Here is a 21,024-nt window from a genome sequence, read left to right on the forward strand (position 1 = left end):
CGTTTTTCACGCGACGACATGGGGCAGCGCAGGCAGGCTCACTCTTCAACATCTGGGCGATGGGGCCCGTCATTGCCCGCCCATGCTCCGCACGCTGCTTTGCTCACGCGCCAAGGCGTAATGAGGCTGGACAAAAGCGCGTGGCCACCAGTGTTTCCCGTCCAGCTTTCCAGCCTCCAGCGCTTTTATCGAAGCGCCTTGCCGGTGAATAACGGCATAGCGCGATCGCCTCTGCCGCTTGAAGCCGCCCCGCAGGCACTGTATAAATACCCAGCAAATCCATTCAGGAGCCTCGCCATGCTGGTTCATCTGTCCATCCGCAACTACGCCATCGTCGAGCACCTCGACCTCGAACTGCAGCGCGGCATGAGCGTGATCAGTGGCGAAACCGGGGCCGGCAAGTCGATCATGCTCGACGCCCTCGGCCTGGCGCTGGGCGATCGCAGCGACAGCAGCGCGGTGCGCGCCGGTGCGGACAAGGCCGATATCCTCGCCAGCTTCGACCTCGAGGACATACCCGACGCCCGCGCCTGGCTGGCCGAGCGCGACATGGAGCACGACGGCCCCTGCATCCTGCGCCGGGTCATCACCGCCGAGGGCCGTTCCCGCTGCTATATCAATGGCACCCCTTGCCCCCAGAGCGACCTCAAGGCCCTGGGCGAACTGATGATCGACATCCACAGCCAGCACGAGCACCAGTCGCTGCTGAAACCCGATACCCATCGGCGCCTGCTCGACGAGTACAGCGGCAGCCAGGAACTCGCTCGCCAGGCCCAACAGGCCGCCCTGCGCTGGCGCCAGGTCAACCAGGAACTGCAGCACCTGAGCGACAGCGGCGAGGAACAACGCGCCCGCCACCAGTTGCTCAGCTACCAGTTGGAAGAGCTGGAAAACCTCTCCCTGGGGGAGGACGAACTGGAACAGCTCGAACAGGAGCACCGCAACCTGGCCAATGCCGGGCAATTGCTCGGCACCTGCCAGCAGGTACTGGATATCTGCAGCGAAAACGACGCCGGCAACGTGCTGTCCCTGCTCAATGCCAGCCTGCAACGCCTCGGCAGCATCCAGAACCCCGCCGGCGCCCTCGGCGAAGCCGGCAACCTGCTGGCCAGTGCGCAGATCCAGATCGAGGAAGCCATGGGCGAACTCAACCGCTTCCTCGACCATTTCGACGCCGACCCGCAGCGCCAGCAGTTCCTCGAGGAACGCCTGGACAGCATCTACACGCTGGCGCGCAAGCACCGCGTGCAGCCCGGCGAGCTCTGCGGCCTGCAGCAACAGTTGCTGGAAGAGCTGGAAAGCCTCAACGCCGACGATGAAAGCATCGCCCGCCTGGAACAGGAACTGTCCAGCCTGGCCTGCGACTACGCGGAAAAGGCCCAGGCACTGAGCGCCAGCCGCCTGGCCGCGGCGGAACCCCTGGCGCGAGCCGTGGAAGAGGAAATCCAGCGCCTGGGCATGCCGGGCGGAAAGTTCCGCATCCAGCTCAAGGCAACGGCCCCCGACGACAACCCGCCCCAGGGCCTGGAACAAGTCGAATTCCTCGTCAGCGCCAACCCCGGCCAGCCGCCCCGCGCCCTGGCCAAGGTGGCCTCCGGTGGCGAACTGTCGCGTATCAGCCTGGCGATCCAGGTGATCACCGCCCAGACCTCCCGTACGCCGACCCTGGTCTTCGATGAAGTGGATGTCGGTATCGGTGGCCCGACGGCGGAAATCGTCGGCCTGCTGCTGCGTCGCCTGGGCGAGCGCGGCCAGGTCCTGACCGTCACCCACCTGCCCCAGGTCGCCGCCCAGGGCCATCATCACCTGTTCGTGCACAAGGCCCGTGGCCAGGATGAAACCCGCACCGCGGTCAGTACCCTGCGGGATGACCGCCGTATCGAGGAAATAGCCCGCATGCTCGGTGGCGTGGACCTCACCGAACAATCCCTGGCCCATGCCCGGCAGATGGTCGAAGCCGCACAGGCATAAAGATCGCCAAGTATCCGCTCACGATCGCTTACCCGCGCGTTTGCGTGAATTGGCTCGGTTTCCCTGAAGATACCGACTATCGGGTCCAGGCAGGGTGCGCCCGGGGCGATCGCGCTATACCGTTATTCACCGGCAAGGTGCTTCGATAAAAGCGCCGGAGGCTGTTTACCGTGCATAGCGCGATCGCCCCGGGTGCGCCGTGCCCCCCCGAGCCAAGAAGCCGATGCGCACCTGGCAGCCCCCTACGGCGGCCTGCGCTCGCGAATGAGCGCTGCCGGCAAGGCGCTTCGCGGGACGGCCTGCAACGGCAGGCGCCGGCACAGGGAAAAACTCCACGCCCCTACCCTCGCCAGCATGCACCAGAAAAGCGCAGCCGACTCCCGCGAAAACCCCGTATCCAGACCTCGCCCCATGCTCTTCAACGCTCGGCACACGCCCCATTCCAGGGCCTTTCGCGCACCAACATACAGCAATGCCACCTGATGCTTTTTCGGCATCATCATGCTCGATATTCTCTTCTTTTGCGTACGCAAAACACCCCGGATACTCGCTGCAAGCCCGTCATTCGCAGAAGGATTCTTCCATGCTCAAGAAAGCCCTGGTCACCGCTACGCTACTGGGATTGTTCTCCACCCACACCCTGGCCAGCGACAAGGTGCGCTGGCTCAACGACTGGCTTCCGGCCGGTGACAAGGCGGTCATCTACCTGGGAGTGGAGTCCGGCCTGTTCGCGGCGGAAGGCATCGAGGTGGAGATCGGCAGCGCTCGCGGCGGCAGCGACGTGATCACCAAGCTGGCCACCAACAGCGCCGATATCGGCAGCGCCGGCCTGGCCGCCCTGCTGCAGGCCAGGGCCCAGGGCGAAGTGCCGGTCAAGGCCGTCGCCCCGATCTACAACAAACAGCCGGACGCGCTGTTCACCGCCGAAGGCTCGGGAATCACCAGCCTGGCGGACATCGTCGGCAAGACCGTCGCCACCCCGACCTTCTCCGCCTCCAACGTGGTCTGGCCGCTGCTGCTGGAGCGCAACGGCATCGAGCCGGGCAGCGTCAAGCTGCTCAAGCTCGACCCCGGCGCCCTGGCGCCGATGCTGGCCACCGGTAAGGTACAGGCCACCATCAACTGGGTGACCGTGGCGCCAGGCTTTTCCCGCGCGCTGGCAAAGAACGGCAACAAGCTGAGCGTCCTGCCCTGGTCGGAGTACGGTTTCGAGGGCTACGGCTTGTCCCTGGTCGCCTCGCAGCGCTTCCTCGAAAGCCGCCCGGAAGTGGCGAAGAAATTCGTCCGCGCCTACCGCAAGGCACAGGCCCAGGCGATCGCCGACCCGGCCGCCGCGGCCGCCGCACTGAAGAAACGCGTCGCGGAAGTCGACCTGCAGCAGGCCGAGGAACAACTGCGCGCCTCCATTCCACTGATGGACAACGAAATCAGCGCCAGCGAAGGCAACACCAGCTTCGACGGCAAGCGCCTGGCCATCACCTGGGAATGGGTCGCCAAGGCCCAGGAAATCCCTCTCGACCGCCTCGACCCGAGCAGCGTCGTCGATAGCCGTTTCAGCGAGTGACCACCATGAACGCCGCAGCCGCCATGCAACAGGAACGCCCCAGCATCGTCTTCGACCGGGTCGGCCAGGTCTTCACCTCCTCCGACGGCAGTGAGGTGGTGGCCCTGGAGAACACCAGCTTCGAAATCCAGCGCCACGAGTTCATCGCCGTCATCGGCCCCTCCGGCTGCGGCAAGTCGACCCTGCTGCGCATTCTCGCCGGGCTGGTGCGGCCGACCCATGGCCAGGTGGAAATCTACGGCCTGCCGGTGACCGAACCACGGGAAGAGATCGGCATCGTTTTCCAGAAGCCGACCTTGCTGCCCTGGCTGAGCATCCGCGACAACCTGACCTTTCCCATGCGCCACAAGTACGGGCGGGTCAGCCCGCAGGAAGTCGAGCGTGGCGAAGAGTTGCTGGAAATGGTCGGCCTCGGCAATTTCGCCGGTAAACGCCCGGACGAACTGTCCGGCGGCATGCAGCAGCGCGCGGCGATCGCCCGCGCCCTGCTGCATGACCCGGAAATCCTGCTGATGGACGAACCCTTCTCGGCCCTCGATGCCCTGACCCGCGATGAACTAAGCCTGGAGCTGCTGAACATCTGGACCCAGCGCCCGAAGACCGTGTTCTTCATCACCCACTCGATTCCCGAAGCCCTGCTGCTGGCCGACCGCATCCTGGTGATGTCGGCGCGACCCGGCCGGGTACGGGAAATCATCGATGTCGACCTGCCGCGCCCGCGGTCCCTGGAAACACTGACGGAGCCACGCTTCAATGAGCTCGCCAACCACATCCGCCGCCAAGTCTTCTCGCGCCATGTCGGCCTTTAACCCCCGCCAGGCGGCAGAGCGTTTCGCGCCCTGGCTTGCCCTGGTCGCCCTGCTGCTGCTCTGGGAGGGGGCCTGCCGCCTGTTCGAGCTGCCCGACTTCGTACTGCCCTCGCCCTCGGCCATCGCCCAGGCCGCCTGGCAACTGGGCATCGGTGTCTGGAGCGAGCATATCTGGGCGACCCTGAGGGTCACGCTGCTGGGCTACGCCCTGTCGATCCTGATCGGCATTCCGCTGGCCATCGTCCTGACCTCGTCGAAACTGCTGTCGCGCACGCTCTACCCACTGCTGGTGATCGTGCAGTCCACCCCCATCGTCGCGGTGGCGCCGATCATAGTGGTGGTGATGGGCGCCGGCGACCTGCCACGGGTGTTCATCACCTTCCTGATCGCCTTCTTCCCGATCGTGGTGTCCTGCGTCACCGGCCTGCTCGCCACCCCGGAGGAACTGATAGAACTGTCGCGTTCCCTGGGCGCCTCGCGCACCCGGGAATATCGCAACATCCGCCTGCCCTACGCCATCCCGCACCTGTTCGCGGCACTGCGCATCTCGATAACCCTGGCGGTGATCGGTGCGGTGGTCGCCGAGTTCGTCGCGGCGGAGAAAGGCCTGGGCTACTTCATCAATTTCGCCACATCCATGTTCCAGGTACCGCAGGCTTTCGCCGCGCTGCTGCTGCTGGTAGTGATCAGCCTGACGCTGTTCCACCTGGTCGGCCTGACGCAGAAACTGCTGTTCCCCTGGAGCCTGCCCAAGGCGCAGCACTGAACCCCATGAAAAGCGGCCCATCAGGAGGAGCACCGGTATGAACGACCTCGATCTGCTGCGCAAGAGTTTCGCCGTGGCCCGCCGGGCCAGGGAAGAAGGTACCCACCCGTTCGGCGCCCTGCTGGCCGGGCCGGACGGCGAGGTGCTGCTGGAGCAAGGCAACGCCTTCCTGCCAGACCGCGACATGACCGGCCACGCCGAGCGCGTGCTGATGACCCGCGCCTCGACCCGCTACACACCGGAGTTCCTCTCCCGTTGCACGCTCTACACGTCCGCCGAGCCCTGCGCCATGTGCGCCGGTGCCGCCTACTGGGCCGGTATCGGCCGGGTGGTCTACGGCCTATCGGAACGGCGCCTGAAGAGCATCACCGGCGACCATCCGGAAAACCCCACCCTCGACCTGCCCTGCCGGCTGGTATTCGACAGCGGCCAGCGCTCGGTGGAAGTGCTGGGGCCGTTGCTCGAGGAAGAGGCGGCCAGCCTGCATGACGGCGTCTGGTGAACGACGCCGGGGCGGCAGCATGCGCCCGTCTTCACCCCCGAACAGGCATATGCCCTGCTTCAGTTGCGATGTGGGCTGGTAAAAGTGTGTTGACCGACGGGGCGTTCGGGTCAACCTGCCGGCATCGTATACGTGCGGCCACGGGCCGGGCGTGAACAGCGGCGCATCGCGCCTTTCTCGGTACCCCACGATCGGCGTATAGTCGCGGGCCGCTCCGGAGGCCCCGATGTTGCACCTGTCCACCGCCTGGCGCCACCGACCGACCCATCGCAGGGTCTGGGCGCTGGCCACGCCGATGATCCTCTCCAACCTGTCGGTGCCGCTGATGGTACTGGTGGACAGCGCCGTGGTCGGCCACCTGCCCCATGCCCACCAGTTGGCGGCGGTTGCCGTGGGTGGCAGCCTCTATACCCTGCTGGTGTGGTCGATGGGCTTCCTGCGCATGGGCACCACCGGCTTCGCCGCCCAGGCCAGTGGCCGCGGGGATGGTGCCGCGCTGCGCCAGATACTGTGGCAGGGGCTGCTGCTGGCAGGCGCCCTGGCCCTGTTGCTCGGCCTCTGCGCCCTGCCGTTCAAGCAGGCGCTGCTGTACCTGATGCAACCCTCCGCCGAGCTGAACAGCCTTGCCACTGACTTCTTCCATATCCGCCTGCTCGGCCTGCCCGCGGCCCTGGCCAACTACGCCCTGATCGGCTGGTTCCTCGGCACGCAGAACGCCCGCGCGCCGCTGGCCATCCTGCTGGTCACCAACCTGATCAACATCCTGCTCGACCTGCTGTTCATCCTCGGTTTCTCCTGGGGCGTGCCCGGCGCGGCCTGGGCCTCGGTCATCGCCGAATACAGCGGTGCCCTGCTCGGCCTCTGCCTGACCCGCCCGGCCCTGCGCCGCTACCAGGGGCGGGCGGACTGGCAGGCGCTGCGCCAATGGCGCAACTGGCACCCCCTGCTGAGCGTCAACCGGGACATCTTCATCCGCTCGCTGGCGCTGCAACTGGTATTCCTCGGCCTGACCATACAGGGCACGCGGCTCGGCGATGCCACCGTGGCCGCCAACGCCCTGCTGCTCAACGGGCTGCTGCTGACGGCCCATGCACTGGACGGCCTGGCTCATGCCCTGGAGGCCCTGAGCGGGCATGCCATCGGCGCGCGCAAGCGCCTGCAACTCTGGCGCGTACTGGTCGTGGCGGGGGGCTGGTCGCTGCTGATCAGCCTGACGTTCGGACTGTTCTTCCTCGGCGCCGGGCACCTGTTCATCCAGATGCAGACCGATATCGCCGAAGTGCGCCAGGCGGCCTTCGCCTACCTGCCCTATCTGGCCGCACTGCCGCTGATCGCGGTCTGGAGCTACCTGCTCGACGGCCTGTTCATCGGCGCGACACGCGCCAGGGAAATGCGCAACGCCATGCTCGGCGCATTCCTCCTGGCCATGCCCCTGGCCTGGAGCCTGCAGCCGCTGGGCAATCATGGACTGTGGCTGGCCTTTCTCGCCTTCATGCTGCTGCGCGGCGTCTGCCTGGGGCTGATCGCCCTGCGCCTGCAACGTGCCGATGCCTGGTTCGGCGATCCCCGGCAGGCTTGATCGGCGGGGGCCGTCAAAGGCCCACGCGGCGACCTGCCGTTTCCGCTCCCTTCGCCCCAGTTGTCCACTTGCCTGCCAGCCTGAAAATGAGAAACAATACCATTGCAATCCTGGCAGAACGACCCACGGCACTACATGACCTCAGAAAAAGAAGTCGAGCGCATCTATGCCGAATACTCGGGGCGGCTACGCCGTTATCTGCTGCTCAAGACACGCCAGCCGGAACTGGCGGCGGACCTGACCCAGGAGTGCTTCGCACGGCTGCTGCAACGGGACGAACCCTTGCCGGACAACCCACTGTCCTACCTGTTCACCATCGCCAACCACCTGCTGATCGACCACCGCCGCAATCACAACCAGGCACGCACCGAGCAGGTTGGCGACTCGGCTCTGGAAGACATCTTCGACGAATCCCCCGGCCCCGATCTGCGGGTAGAAGCCTACCAGCGCCTGGAACGGCTGCAGGACGCCCTGCGCGAGTTGCCGCCGCGCAGCTTCGAGGTTTTCCGGCTGTGCCGCCTCGAAGGCCTGAGTTATTCGGAGGCCGCGCAACAACTGGGTATCTCGGTCAGTTCGGTACAGAAACACCTGACCATGGCGATCGCCTTTCTCGTCGCGCGCTCAGGGGAACGCCGATGATCTTTTACTCGAATGCGCGTCACAGCCGTCTTACCCTTCATGGCAGAAAAAAGAGAATGGCCGATGAGTGACGAACACATCCACCTGCAAGCGGCGGAGTGGGCGATGCGCCAGAACATGGAAGCGCTCGGTGAACATGACTTCCATGCCCTGGAACAGTGGCTGCAGGCCGACCCCCGGCATGCGGACGCACTGGCCGAGGCGGAGATGGTCTGGGCCCTGGCCGCCGAATTGCCCGTTGCGGCGCCGCGCACGACGACAGCGCAACGGCGCGAGGCCCCTCGCAGAGCCGCCTGGCGCCCTCGGCGCCGTGCGCACTGGGGGGCGGTCGCGGCAAGCCTGCTGGCCATGACCCTGGGCTTTTTCGCCAGCGAGGAACTCCCGCCCATGCTGGCGGAACACCGCACCGCCAGCGGCGAAATACGCACCATCCAGCTCGACGATGGCAGCACTATCCACCTTGGCAGCCATACGGCCCTGGACGTGGCCTACGACCGCGATACACGCCGGGTGCGGCTGCTGCGCGGGGAAGCGCTGTTCGAGCCGGCCCCGATCAACACCGGGGAACCGAGGCCCTTCGTCGTGGAAAACGCCGATGGCCGCTCCGAAGCACTGGGGACCCGTTTCCTGGTCCGGGATGAAGGCTCGGCCGGCACCTGGGTCGGTATTCTCGAACACAGGGTGGCCGTGAGCCTGGGCGAGCAGCGTGAAGAACTCGAGCAGGGCCAGGCCGCCCGCTACAGCAGGACATCCGGCATACAGCGCCTCGATGATGACCCCCGCATGGCTGCGGACTGGAGCCGTGGCGTACTGGAGTTCCGCCAGGAACCCCTGGCCCATGCGCTGGAACGCATCGCCGTATTCCGGCCCGGCCTGCTGAAACTGCTCGAAGGCGAACAGGCCGATACCCCGGTGAGCGGCCTGCTGCACCTCGATAACCTGGAAAACGGGCTGGACCGGCTGGCCACGCAGCATGGCCTGAAGGTCATGCGCCTGCCAGGCCTCACTTTGCTGATGCAGCAAGACAGCCCACGGCCCGGACACGAAAGAGAATAATTATTTTTACCTGACTCTGTGCATCACCCGTCAACGCTAATGCAAGGCATTTTCACTAGCATGACAGAGGAACAATGATGCAACAGATGAAGATCGGTCCGTTGGCCCGCGCCGTGGGCCTGGGCATTCTCGCCACCTGCGCGGCATCCCCAAGCCAGGCCCGGGAGGCAACGCCACCGGCCGCCAGCGAAGCCCCCCGGAATGCGCTGGCACGCACGCTGTCGTTCGACATCCCGCCCCAACCCCTGCGTGAAGCCTTGCTGCATTTCGCCAGCCAGGCCGGCATCGACCTGCTGCTCGCTGAAGTCGACCTGAATGGCCTGGAATCCGCCGCCCTGCAAGGCCAGTACTCGATTGAGCAGGGATTGCAACGGCTGCTGGCCGGCACCGGCATCGGCTACAGCCAGCAGCAAACCGGCAAGCGCCCTGGCGTCCAGTTGTTCGACCTGCCCTCCGCGTCCTCGCGAGCCATTCACCTGGGGCATATCGAGATCCAGTCCGGCAGCCCGAACGACTGGGTCTACGAGGCACCACGCTCGGTGGCCGTGATCGACCGTGAGCAACTGGACCGCCGCCCGGCGCGCCACGCCGCCGACATGCTCGAACAGACCAGCGGGGTCTACTCCTCGGTCAGCCAGCAGGACCCCGCCCTGTCAGTGAACATCCGCGGCATCCAGGATTATGGCCGGGTCAACATGAACATCGACGGCATGCGGCAGAACTTCCAGAAGAGTGGCCATGGCCAGCGCAACGGGCAGATGTACATCGATCCGGAACTGCTGTCCGCAGTGACCGTCGCCAAGGGCCCGAGCAGTGGCGTCGGCGGGGCCGGCGCCGCAGGCGGCATCACCACCTTCAGCACCTACGGCGCCCGCGAGTTTCTCGAACCAGGCAAGGAAGTCGGCGGACGCCTGAGCGCCACCAGCGGCAGCAACGGCACCCACTTCATCGGTAGCGGCCTGTTCGCCATGGGCAACGACATCGGCGACATCCTGCTCGGCGCCAGCGAACGCCACCTGGGCAACTACACCCCCGGCAAGCATGGCGACATCAGTGGCATCCGTATTTCCGACCTGATGAACGATGCGAGTCGCGCGCAGTTCCTCGACCGGGTCAAGAGCGAAGTGCTGTATTCCGAATACACCATGCGTTCGCGCATGGCCAAGTTCGGCCTGAACCTGCCCGGCGACCAGCGCGTGCAACTGAGCTACCTGCAGACCCAGGTGTCCTCGCCCAACGCCGGCACCCTGGGCAACACCGACCCGGCCTGGAGCTACGCCGGCAAGAGCAACGTACTGGCGCGCAACCTCGCGCTGGACTACAGCCTGCAACCACAGGACAACGACTGGCTGGACCTCAAGGCCAAGCTCTACCACGTGGACACAGACGATGACAGTGATGTCGTCAGCAGCGCCCTGCGCTACCAGATCGACACGCGCGTGCGGACCTACGGCCTGCAACTGGACAACACCTCGCAGCTGATTTCGAGCGCGGACGGCCACAAGCTGAGTGCCAACTACGGCCTCGACATCTTCCACGACAAGGCCAGCAGCGACTCCACCCGCGAAGTGGCCAGCAACGTGACGCCTGCCGGGAAACGCACCATGTCCAGCCTGTTCGCCAGCCTGGACTACAGCTACGACGACTGGCTCAACATCCAGGCCGGCCTGCGCTACGACCGCTATCACCTGCGCGGCAACACCGGCCTGAACTACAAGAAACTGCCGTTCACCGTCGACAACCCCTGTACCGCACGCAGCATCGCCCTGTGCCCGGGATCGGTGAACACCTGGCTGCCCTTCGATGTCGACCGTGAAGAAGGCAAGCTCTCGCCAACCCTGGCCATCGGTATCAAGCCCGGCATCGACTGGCTGGAACTGTTCGCCAACTACGGCAAGGCCTGGCGCCCCGCCGCCACCACGGAAAGCCTGGCGGCCGGCAGCGCCCACACCTCCGATACGCTCTACCCCAACCCGTTCCTCGAGCCGGAACGCTCCCGCTCGTGGGAAGTGGGCTTCAATACCCTCAACAGCAGCCTGTTCATGCCAGGCGACCGCCTGGCAACCAAGCTGGCCTGGTTCGACAGCACGATCGACAACTACATCTACCAGGCCATCAACCGCTGCATTCCCGGCTACAACGGCTGCTCGCTGGGCTACACCGCCTATGTCAACAACCAGGCGCAGATGCGCTTCCGCGGGCTGGAGTTCCAGCTCAACTACGACGCGGGCTTCGCCTATACCGACCTGACCTGGACACGCATGATCGGCGAGAACGAATTCTGCTCGACCATGCGCTACCTGGGCGGCGGCACCACGGTGGGAGGTGGGCGCGGGAACTACTATGAAGTCGACCTCGACGACGCCAACAACTCCAACTGCCTGATGGCCCAGGCCTTCACCTCGACCCAGCAACGCCCCGGCGACCGCGGTTCGCTGACACTGGGTGGACGCGCCTTCGACCAGCGCCTGGACGCCGGCGTGACCATCCGCTACACCCCCGGCTACAAGTCCGACCTGCGCACCAACAACAATGGCGGCTACATCTCCAACATCTACAACGCCGACTGGGAGGCCTACACCCTGTACGACCTCTATGCCAGCTTCAAGCTGACCGACAGCCTGACCGTGCGCGGCTCGGTGGAGAACCTGACCAACGTGGCCTACATCACCCAATACGGTGACTACCTCGCCTACACCCTGGGCCGTGGCCGTACCGTGCAGGGCAGCGTCGAATACCGCTTCTGACCCTTCATCCCGGCAGCCCCGGGCAGGTGACGCCTGCCCGGGGCATTGCCAATCACGCCGTACCGACCCTTCCGGAGAGCGCCAGCCAACGGGCTCCTTCCAACCGGTCCGCCATACGCGCCAGGATCGTCCGGGCACATCCGCCCCATGACCAACGGCGAATAAGATCATAAGAAACAAGATCAATATTCAATAACGATCTTACCAACTCCAGCCGCAAACAGCGTCCTTAGTTCCGCCAACGCAAACATCTATCATTCGCCAATGATCAAGGAACTACTGATGCGGCATACTCGCCCTTCTCCACGCATGCACCGACTGGCCATAGGCATCCGCTTCGGGCTGGCGCTACTGACCGGCAGTTACCTGGGCATGACGCCCATGGTCGCCCATGCCGAGCGACAAGTGCACGACTTCGACATCCCCGCCCAGCCATTGAACAATGCCATGCTGCTGTTCGCCGAACAGTCCGGCCTGGAAATAGTCCTGGACAATCCGGACATCGGCCGGCACTTCAGCCAACGGCTGTCCGGCCGCTATTCGGTAGAATCCGGCCTGCAGCACCTGCTGCAAGACAGCGGCATCGGCTACCAGTTGCTCGGTGATCGGGAGAACCTCCGCATACGCCTGGTCACGGCGGCGCCCCCGGGCCAGGAGGACGGGGCACTGCAGATACAGACGATCTCCATCAGCGGCAGCGATGACAGCGGCCAGTCCAGCATCTACACCACGCCAAAGGCGGTATTCCAGGTCGACCGGGAACGGCTCGAGCGCGTGCCCTACAGCTCCCCCGGCGACATTCTCAAGGGCATTCCCGGAGTCATGGTGGGCAACGCACGCAACGGCGTCGGTATCGAACCGAACGTACGCGGCATGCAGGGCATGGGCCGGGTCAAGGTGCTGGTGGACGGCACCGAGGCGGTATCCAGCGCCTACAAGGGTTATGGCGGCAACAAGGACAACAGCTTCGTCGATCCCGACTTCCTCGCAGCCATCGACGTGGAGAAAGGCCCGTCCAGCACCAGCGGCGCAATCGGCGGCACCATCCGCATGCGTACCCTGGGCGTGCAAGACCTGCTCACCGATACGGACAAGAACTGGGGCATCCAGCTCAAGGGCATGTACGGCAACAACACCAGCGACGATCTGGAGAGATTCAACTACTGCAACGTCAGCGCAACTTCCAACCCCAATGCGGTGAACTCTCTGCGCTACAACGCCTGTATCAACAATACGACTTACACCTATGACTGGAATGGCACACCTTATGTCTATGACGATCGCCGGACGCATGAGACTGGGCGTTATCCTGATATCAACGCCTCCGGCAGCATTATTGGCGCCTGGCAGCCGTTTGATAATCTTGAGTTGGTTGCCGGGCATAGTCATCGTTGGTCAGGGAACTATGCTGCTGGTGAGCGCGGTAGAGCTACCTATGTTAATTACCAACAAAATACAACCCTGGGCTTATCCGCAAAACAACCAGGTGACGACATACTGAGTCATCAGGATACGGAAACCATCCTGTTTAAAAGCAAACTGCACCTCCCGGCTGACCAGAAACTCGAGTTTACCTACAACCACTACCGCAGCATCTTTGGCGAACTGCGCGATACTGCATACTGCACCACGGTTGGCAACATAGGTGACTGCTTTCCTCAACCCAGCGAAACCAACCAGAAGCGCTACAGCCTCAGCCACGGCTGGCAACCGGGCAACCCGCTACTGAACCTGAAAACCGACTTCTGGTACGTGAACACCGACGAGCTTCGCGGCAGCAACGACCAGCAGAACAACGTCAAGACGCTGGGCCTGCGCATGGGCAACGACAGCCACATCGCGTTGCCCTGGTTCACACTGAACGCCAGCTATGGCGGCCAGTGGAGCAGGGAGAAAACCGACTCCGCGGCCAGCGACTCTGCCTTCGGCGGAAGCGGCGACCCCGGCTCCAGCAGCTATGCCGGTCGTGGCGACCCACTTGGAGAAACACACCAGCATGCGCTGTTCACCGAACTGAAGCTGCCCGTCAACACCTGGCTGACCCTGCACGGCGGCCTGCGCTACGACCATTTCAAGATGGAAAAAAGCGGCTCCGACGTTCGCCATGCCAACTATTCGTCACCTGTCACCGATGACAAAGAAAGCCATGTCAGCCTCAGCTATGGCCTGACCCTGGAACCCTGGCAGGGCGTGCAAGTGTATGCACGCTACAGCGAAGGTTTCCGCGCCCCCAGCATGCGCGAAAGCCTGTTGCGCAGCGTGGACAATTCTCCGGAAGGCCTGAAGCCGGAAACCTCGGAAAACGTCGAGCTCGGGGTGAACCTGGCCTTCAATGGCCTGCTGGCCGACGGTGACAGGCTGGGAGCCAAGCTCAGTTGGTTCGACAACCAGTATGACAACTACATCTATGGCAACGGCTACCTCCCCGGCTTCGCCAACCTTCCAGAACTCTCGCTCAGGGGCCAGGAACTGGCGCTGAACTACGATGCCGGCTGGCTGTTCGCCGAGTATGCCCTGACCCACTATGAAAAGGTCGAGGCCTGCTACCGTCAACTCAACGGCCTGAACGCTCCGGTCGTCTGCCGGGATGGTGCCGGCGCCGGGATGCCCGGCGACTACTCCCCGCTGGTGATGCCTCGCGCCAGCCAGTTCCTCACCACCGGCGTCCGCCTGTTCGACCGCGCCCTGGTGCTCGGGATCAACGTCAACAAGGTATCCGATCCAATCATGACCTCCGACCCCATGCGCTATCGCAGCCTGATCGGCTGGGCCGGCTATACGGTCTACGACCTGTTCGCCAGCTACGCTGTCAACAAGAACCTGCAGTTGGGCCTGAGCGTCGAGAACCTGCGCGACACCTACTACCTGGAAGCCGGTACCACCTCGATCAACCTGCCATCCCCCGGGCGTACCGCGCGCGGAACCATTACCGTCAAGTTCTGAGCCAGCCCTACAGCACTCCCCCAGGGGCCTGCCCGGGCCGACGGGGGAGCGCTGCGCTCAGCGCTGGAAAGCCCTGTCGCGAAATGAGCGGCCGGCCCACTGCACTCGCCTTACCGGATCAGCCTTCCCCATGAGATTTCCCCAGCTCGCTCTCGCCCTCAGCCTGATGTTCCCCCTTTCCCTGGCGGCAGCCGACTGGCGACAGTTGCAGCTCCAGGCCAGCCAGGCCCTGCAGGACGGCCGCCTCGATGAAGCACTGGAGCTGGCCAGACAGGCGCTGGACGAAGCGCAGCACAGCCATGGCAAGGAGTCGGCGCACAGCGCCAGCAGCCTGAACGACCTGGCGCTGATCGAAAGCGAGCGCGGCAACCACACCCAGGCCCTGGAGCTGATCGGCGGCGCCGTGGCCATCGCCACAAAAGCCCTGGGGCCGGAACATGACAATACACTCGCGCTGCTGCTCAACCAGGGGCTGCTGGCCCAGGCCGCCGGGAATCACCCCCAGGCCATGGATGCCCTGCAACGCTACCTGGACATTCAGCGACACCGAAAAGACGCCGATGCCCCATCGCGATTGAAGGCGCTGGGCGCACTCGGCCACTCGTACCTCGCCAGCGGCCAATACCCGGCCGCTGAACGCAGCGCCCGCCAGGCCCTGGCCATTCTCGCAGGGCAGGAACCCCCCGACCCGCTCTGGCAAGCCGCCAGCCTTGACGACCTGGCTCAGGCACTGCTGCGGCAGGATCGACGGCAAGCAGCCATCGAGGCTCTGCAGCAGGCGCTGGCCCTGCGGCGCGAGGCCCTGGGAGACGATGGCGAAGTGGCGACCAGCCTGGAACGCCTGGCACGCCAGTACGAAGCGCAGGGGCGGCATGAGGAAACCCTCTCGCTGCGTCGCCAGGCCCTGGCCATCCTGGAAAAGCACGCCCCGGATAGCCTGGACATCGCCCAGCACCTCAACGAACTGGCCATGCAGCACTATCGGCGCGAAGAGTACGCCCAGGCCGCTCCGCTGTTTCAGCGCAGCCTGGCCATCGTGCAAAGGCAAAAGGGCGAGAACAGCATCGAGGCCGCCATACTGATCGCCAGCCTGGGACGGCTGAAGCAGAGTCAGGGAGATGAAAAAGGCGCGTGGGAGCTGTTCGAACGCAGCCTGGCGATCCACCGGGACAACCCGAGCCAGCCGCTGTATCGGGCCCAGGCACTTTCCGATCGGGGCTTGCTCAACTACCGTAAGCGCCGGCTGCGCGAAGCCGAAGCCGATTTCCTCGAAGCCCAGGCACTGCTGGAAGACCTCTACGGCCACGACAGCCCCGAACTGCTGCCCATCCTCAACAATCTGCTGGTGCTGTACCAGAACCAGCGGCAGAGCGCAAAGGCCGCGCCTTATGCCCGGCGCATCAGGGAACTGGGCAAGCACGAACGATCCGGCCTGCCCGGCACCGTCAGTACAGCAGCGTAATGCCGGGCAGTTCCAGGACCCTCAGCGCCAGCTCGCCTTGCAAGGCCTGCGGAGCATTGTCCAGGTTATCCAGGCGCAATACCGCACTGAGCGCATGATCGGCCAACTCACGCTTGAGCAGCACCACCGGCTTGTCACGGTACTGGTTGAGGCGAACGAGCAGGTCATCCAGCGGCGTATCCATGAAGGTCAGCACACCGCGCGTCCAGCTCACCTCGAAAAACGGGTCGAGCGAACTGGCGCGCAAACCGTTCCGGGGGTCGTAGCCGATACTCTGGCCCTCGTCCAACTGCACGGTGGACCTGGCCGGTTCACGTTGCCCGACCTCCACGCGGTGTTCGATCACGCCCACCCAGACACTCCGGTCGGCGCCACGCCGTACCAGGTAGCGGGTCCCCAGCGCGGTCGCCTCGAGCCCCTCGCTGACGACACTGAAAGGACGCAGCTCCATGCCCTGTCGCGGCGCGGGGTGGAACATCGCCTCGCCACGCAACAGCTCGACCCGCCGGACCTTATCGTCATAGTCCAGGCGAATGGCACTGCGGCTGCCCAGGACCACCCGGCTACCATCCTCCAGCACGATCTCGCGTACCTGCTGCGGGGCACTGTGATAGTCACTGGAAAGGCTCAGCCACAACTCGTCACCCTGCCGATAGGCGAACGGCAGGAGCGACAGGAGCAACGCCGCAACGGCAGCCCAGCGCCAACCACGGGCTGGCCGCTCATGCAGCACGGCAAAGGCCGGATCGTCACGCAACAGCGCGGTGACCTGCCAGGCCCGCTCGGCCCTGGCATAGGCATCGGCATGTGCGTCATCCCGGGCCAGCCAAAGCCTCAGGCGCTCATGCTCCTCGGTGGACAAGTCGCCTTGCTGAACCTTGACCACCCATTCCCCGGCTTCGATATCGACCGGCTCGATTTCATCATTCACAGTTGGATCACTGAACCTTTAAAGTTTCTATTGAAAAAACGCATGCACGATCAGGATGGGGTCATCCCCTTGGAAGATGCCATTCATGCCATGGGAATGTCAGGTGGCCCATTGGCGCACCCTCATTGTCACTTCCTGTTCGGGCGCGGCCCCAGCGCCTTGGAAACATGGGCCACGACCAACGCCAGATGCTTTTGCACGGTACTCGGCGACACTCCCAGGCGTTCGGCCACCTTGTGCTGGGCGATCCCTTTGATACGGCACAGATAGAAGATTTCGCGGGTCCGCGGCGGCAACCCGAGCAGCGTCTTGCGCACACGCATCAGGTCCAGCTCCTCCAAGGCATGCTCCTCCGTCCCGGGCGCCTCGTCGGCGACCTGCTCCAGCACCTCGCTGGGAACAGCCTCGGTCCGTTTCCGTGCCACCTGCCGCACATGGTCAACCAGGAGATTGTTGGCCGTCCGGAACACATAGGAGCTCTGGTTCTCGATCGCCTCCAGCCCTTGCTGCCGCGCAAGCCGGGCGAAGGTTTCCTGCACCAGATCGGAAGAAAGCTCGGGGTCTCGGGTTTTTTGCAGCAGATACCGGCGGAGCCGGCCCGAATACTCGGCAAAGAGTCTTTCCAGCATCGACACGGCTTCCAGATACAAAACGATAATTATTATCGCATAAAGCACTGGCGGCCAAAGACCCGATAGCCGGTGCGAGAAACACTTTCCTCGCACCGGCGGCCCAGCGGCCCGTTACCTTCAGGGCGTCAGGTAGGAAGAACGGGTCAGGCCCAGGCGCAGGGCGTCGATGTACTGGGTACGCTCCCTGGCGCTGAGCCGGGCACCGGCCACCTTGTCGCGGTAATAGGTCATCAGTTCCTCGGGCGACAGGTGCACGTAGCGCAGCATGTCCTCGATGGTGTCGTGGGTCTCGATACCGGCGTGGTAGTGGCTGCCGTCCTCGCGCTGGTAGACGTTGACCGAGTCGGTGTCGCCGAACAGGTTATGCATGTCGCCGAGGATTTCCTGGTAGGCGCCGACCAGGAACACGCCGAGGAAGTATTCCTCGCCGGGGCGCACCTCATGCACCGGCATGCTGCTCTCGATGCTCTGCTCGTCGATGTACTGCTTGACCTTGCCGTCCGAGTCGCAGGTCAGGTCCTGCAACACGGCGCGGCGCACCGGCTCCTCGTCCAGCCGCTGCAGTGGCACGATCGGCAGGATCTGCTCGATGGCCCAGGTGTCCGGAAGGCTCTGGAACACCGAGAAATTGCAGATGTACTTGTCCGCCAGCTTGTCGTTCAGCTCGTCGAGCACCGCCCGGTGCGAGCGCTGGCGCGCCTTGAGCTGGTTGTACAGGCGACGACAGATGGCGTAGTAGCTCTGCTCGGCCAGGGCCTTCTGCGCCAGCGACAGCTTGCCCGCCGCGTACTGCGCGCCGGCCTCGCTCAGGTAATGGGTGGCGCGCCAGTAGGTCTCGGTGACCATCTCCGGGTCGGTCGGGCCGAGCAGGTCGACCAGCGCCCGGACGATCTCCGGCAACTCGAGCTGATCGTCGACCTGCGGCACCTCGTCGTTGTGCCGCTCGATATCCGTCACCTGGATCACCAGTACCGCATGGTGCGCGGTCATCGCCCGCCCGCTCTCCGAGAAGATATTCGGGTGCGGCAACTCCTGGCGGTCGCAGAACTCCTTGAGCATACCCACCACCGTGCCGGCGTAGTCGTCCATGTCGTAGTTGATCGAGCTGGCATTGCGCGAATGGGTGCCGTCGTAGTCCACCCCCAGGCCGCCGCCGACATCGATATGGTCGACCGGCAGCCCCAGCGCGCGCAGTTCCGCATAATAGCGGATGGCCTCGCGAAAGCCCTGGCGGTAATCGGCCAGGTTGGCGATCTGCGAACCCATGTGGAAGTGCAGCAGGCGGATACCCTGGTCGATGCCCGCGGCGCGGAAGCGTTCGATCACCGCCAGCAACTGGGCGGCGGACAGGCCGAACTTGGAGCGCTCGCCGCCGGTGTCCGCCCACTTCGACGACGCCAGCGAGGACAGCCGCACGCGCAGGCCGATCTGCGGCGTCACCTTGAGTTCGGCGGCCTCCTCGATCAGCAGCGCCACCTCGGACTCCTTCTCGATGACGATGAACACGCTGTGCCCGAGCTTCTGCCCGATCAGCGCCAGGCGAATGAACTCACGGTCCTTGTAGCCGTTGCAGACGATGGTGCCGCCCTTCGGCGCCAGCGCCAGCACGGCCATCAACTCGGGCTTGGAGCCGGCCTCGAGGCCGATGGAAACGCTCTGCGTGGCGATGATGTTCTCCACCACCGCTTCCTGCTGGTTGACCTTGATCGGGTACAGCGCGGTATAGCGGCCGCCGTACTCCAGCCGCTGGATATTGGCATCGAAGGCGCCGGTGAGCTGGCGCACACGATCCTGTAGGATATCCGGGAAGCGCACCAGCAACGGCAGCGACAACCCGGCCTCGCGCAACTGCTCGATCAGCGCCGTGAAGGCGATCGGCGTTCCCTGCGGCCCTCGCGGCAGCACCTCGATGCCGCCCTGGTCGTTGATCGCGAAATAACCCGCGCCCCAGTGGCGGATGCCATAGACACTGCGGCTGTCCGCCGCGGTCCACTGGCTGCCATCGTCTTTGCGCGTGCGTCGTACAGGCATCGAAGCCTCCTTCCGATATGAATGCATCCGGGTGCTTGGACCCGGCAAATGCGCAAAAGCCTCAACCGCCCGACTTCTTCACCTTGAATCCGCGCCGCAGCAACTCGTCGATCAGCAACTGGACATGATCGCCCTGGATCTCGATCACCCCGTCCTTGAGCGAACCACCCGTACCACAACGTCGCTTCAGTTCGCCTGCCAGCGCCTTGAGCTCATCCGGCAGCAGCGGCACCCCGGCGATGGTCGTCACCGTCTTGCCGCCGCGCCCCTTGCTCTCGCGCCGCACCCTGGCGATGCCATCGCCCTCGGGCAGCTTCGGCTGCTCGGGCGCCGGCCGCTGGCGGCCGCCATCGGTGGAATACACCAGGGTTCCCAGGTCGGAAAAAGAACTGCCCTTCTTAACCACGCCTACCTCGTCTGCCAGCCACCGTTCTGCTTGAAAAATCTCATATCCGACCGTTCGGAAGATAGGGCGTCGGATCGATCTCGCCCTCGCGTTGCAGGATCAGGTCCAGCAATACCTGGCAGGAAGCCGGCGCCAGCACCAGGCCATTGCGGAAATGCCCGGTATTCAGCCAGAGCCCCTCATACCCTTCGACCGGCCCGATATAGGGAATACCCTCCGGCGAGCCAGGGCGCAGCCCCGCCCAGTGCTTGACCACCATGGCGCCGTCCAGCGCTGGCAGCAGTTCGCAGGCCGAGGCCTTGAGACTGTGCAGCGCCTCGTCCGAGGGCTGCTTGTCGAAGCCGACATCTTCCAGCGTACTGCCGACCAGGATATGCCCGTCGCGCCGGGGAATCGCATAACGGCCATGGGCCATCACCATGCTCGGCAGGAAGTCCTCGGCACACTTGTAGAGGATCATCTGCCCCTTCATCGGCTTCACCGGCAGGGCGATGCCAAGGCCGGCCAGCAACTCGCCGCTCCAGGCGCCCGCAGCGACCAGCACGCGCTGCCCGCGCACTTCGCCCTTGAGGGTATCGACACCCACCACGCGCGCGCCCTCGCGCACGAAACCCTTGACCTGGCAGTGCTCCAGCACCCGGGCATTGGGCAGCCTGAGCAGGGCGGAACGCAGGGACTGCAACATCCGCGGATTGCGCACATTGGCCACGCCAGCCATGAAGACCGCCGAAGAAAACCCCGCCCCCAGCGGCGGCACCGCACACTGCACGGCCTCCATGGCGACCTTGATCAATGGCCTGCGCTGGCGGCCGGCCCAGGCCAGGGCCTCGGCCTCATCCTCGAGGTCCAGCCAGTAGAGCCCTGTTTCATGCACCTGCGGATCGATGCCGGTCTCCGCCAGCAGGTCGGCCCCCAGGCACGGATAATAAGCCTGCGACCAGTGCGCCAGCGCCGTCACCGCCTCGCTGTAACGCCAGGGGTAAAGC

16 protein-coding genes are annotated in these 21,024 nt (G+C 64.6%); 11 read left to right on the top strand and 5 right to left on the bottom strand.

From position 1 onward, the window contains the following. The first annotated feature begins 297 nt into the window (after positions 1-297). The 11 genes from recN to DNJ95_RS18395 all read left to right on the top strand — a co-directional run bounded on the left by recN (position 298) and on the right by DNJ95_RS18395 (position 16,038). Positions 298-1,971: a DNA repair protein RecN gene (recN, locus tag DNJ95_RS18345; protein ID WP_131186160.1), complete on the top strand. Its 1,674-nt coding sequence runs from the start codon at positions 298-300 to the stop codon at positions 1,969-1,971. A 583-nt stretch (positions 1,972-2,554) separates the two neighbouring features. Further along, positions 2,555-3,535 (top strand): ABC transporter substrate-binding protein, encoded by a 981-nt coding sequence (locus DNJ95_RS18350; RefSeq protein WP_131186161.1) that lies wholly within the window; start codon positions 2,555-2,557, stop codon positions 3,533-3,535. A gap of 5 nt (positions 3,536-3,540) precedes the next feature. Next, positions 3,541-4,344 (top strand): ABC transporter ATP-binding protein, encoded by an 804-nt coding sequence (locus DNJ95_RS18355; protein WP_131186162.1) that lies wholly within the window; start codon positions 3,541-3,543, stop codon positions 4,342-4,344. Next, positions 4,331-5,110, top strand: coding sequence for an ABC transporter permease (locus DNJ95_RS18360; protein WP_242671916.1), 780 nt, complete (start codon positions 4,331-4,333; stop codon positions 5,108-5,110). The genes DNJ95_RS18355 and DNJ95_RS18360 overlap by 14 nt, the downstream gene beginning before the upstream one ends. 37 nt (positions 5,111-5,147) lie before the next feature. Next, positions 5,148-5,612: a nucleoside deaminase gene (locus DNJ95_RS18365; protein WP_131186164.1), complete on the top strand. Its 465-nt coding sequence runs from the start codon at positions 5,148-5,150 to the stop codon at positions 5,610-5,612. 226 nt (positions 5,613-5,838) lie between these two features. Next, a complete protein-coding gene (locus DNJ95_RS18370) occupies positions 5,839-7,191 on the top strand; it encodes an MATE family efflux transporter (RefSeq protein WP_131186165.1) in 1,353 nt (450 codons plus the stop codon). A 135-nt stretch (positions 7,192-7,326) separates the two neighbouring features. Beyond that, positions 7,327-7,830, top strand: coding sequence for an RNA polymerase sigma factor (locus DNJ95_RS18375; RefSeq protein ID WP_131186166.1), 504 nt, complete (start codon positions 7,327-7,329; stop codon positions 7,828-7,830). 63 nt (positions 7,831-7,893) lie between these two features. Then, positions 7,894-8,886, top strand: a complete 993-nt coding sequence (locus tag DNJ95_RS18380) for a FecR family protein (RefSeq protein ID WP_165491586.1) — start codon at positions 7,894-7,896, stop codon at positions 8,884-8,886. A 74-nt stretch (positions 8,887-8,960) separates the two neighbouring features. Next, positions 8,961-11,633, top strand: coding sequence for a TonB-dependent receptor (locus DNJ95_RS18385; RefSeq protein ID WP_131186168.1), 2,673 nt, complete (start codon positions 8,961-8,963; stop codon positions 11,631-11,633). A 282-nt stretch (positions 11,634-11,915) separates the two neighbouring features. After that, positions 11,916-14,576, top strand: a complete 2,661-nt coding sequence (locus tag DNJ95_RS18390) for a TonB-dependent receptor domain-containing protein (RefSeq protein ID WP_165491587.1) — start codon at positions 11,916-11,918, stop codon at positions 14,574-14,576. A 130-nt stretch (positions 14,577-14,706) separates the two neighbouring features. Further along, on the top strand, positions 14,707-16,038 hold the full coding sequence (locus DNJ95_RS18395; protein WP_131186170.1) for a tetratricopeptide repeat protein: 1,332 nt from the start codon (positions 14,707-14,709) through the stop codon (positions 16,036-16,038). Here DNJ95_RS18395 and DNJ95_RS18400 read toward each other — a convergent pair. The 5 genes from DNJ95_RS18400 to DNJ95_RS18420 form a co-directional block, all read right to left on the bottom strand. After that, positions 16,022-16,969, bottom strand: coding sequence for a FecR family protein (locus tag DNJ95_RS18400; protein WP_131186171.1), 948 nt, complete (start codon positions 16,967-16,969; stop codon positions 16,022-16,024). The genes DNJ95_RS18395 and DNJ95_RS18400 overlap by 17 nt on opposite strands. A gap of 128 nt (positions 16,970-17,097) precedes the next feature. Beyond that, positions 17,098-17,598 carry an RNA polymerase sigma factor gene (locus tag DNJ95_RS18405; protein WP_131186172.1) on the bottom strand — a complete coding sequence of 167 codons (501 nt, stop codon included), beginning with the start codon at positions 17,596-17,598 and terminating at the stop codon, positions 17,098-17,100. A gap of 120 nt (positions 17,599-17,718) precedes the next feature. Then, on the bottom strand, positions 17,719-19,632 hold the full coding sequence (gene speA / locus DNJ95_RS18410; protein WP_131186173.1) for an arginine decarboxylase: 1,914 nt from the start codon (positions 19,630-19,632) through the stop codon (positions 17,719-17,721). Positions 19,633-19,693: 61 nt separating this feature from the next. Next, positions 19,694-20,038: a translation initiation factor Sui1 gene (locus DNJ95_RS18415; RefSeq protein ID WP_131186174.1), complete on the bottom strand. Its 345-nt coding sequence runs from the start codon at positions 20,036-20,038 to the stop codon at positions 19,694-19,696. Between the two features lie 40 nt (positions 20,039-20,078). Continuing rightward, positions 20,079-21,024 (bottom strand): NAD(P)/FAD-dependent oxidoreductase (locus tag DNJ95_RS18420; RefSeq protein ID WP_131186175.1); only part of this gene is annotated, 946 nt, incomplete at its 5' end.

This window comes from Stutzerimonas kirkiae (assembly GCF_004327335.1).
GTDB classification, from domain to species: domain Bacteria; phylum Pseudomonadota; class Gammaproteobacteria; order Pseudomonadales; family Pseudomonadaceae; genus Stutzerimonas; species Stutzerimonas kirkiae.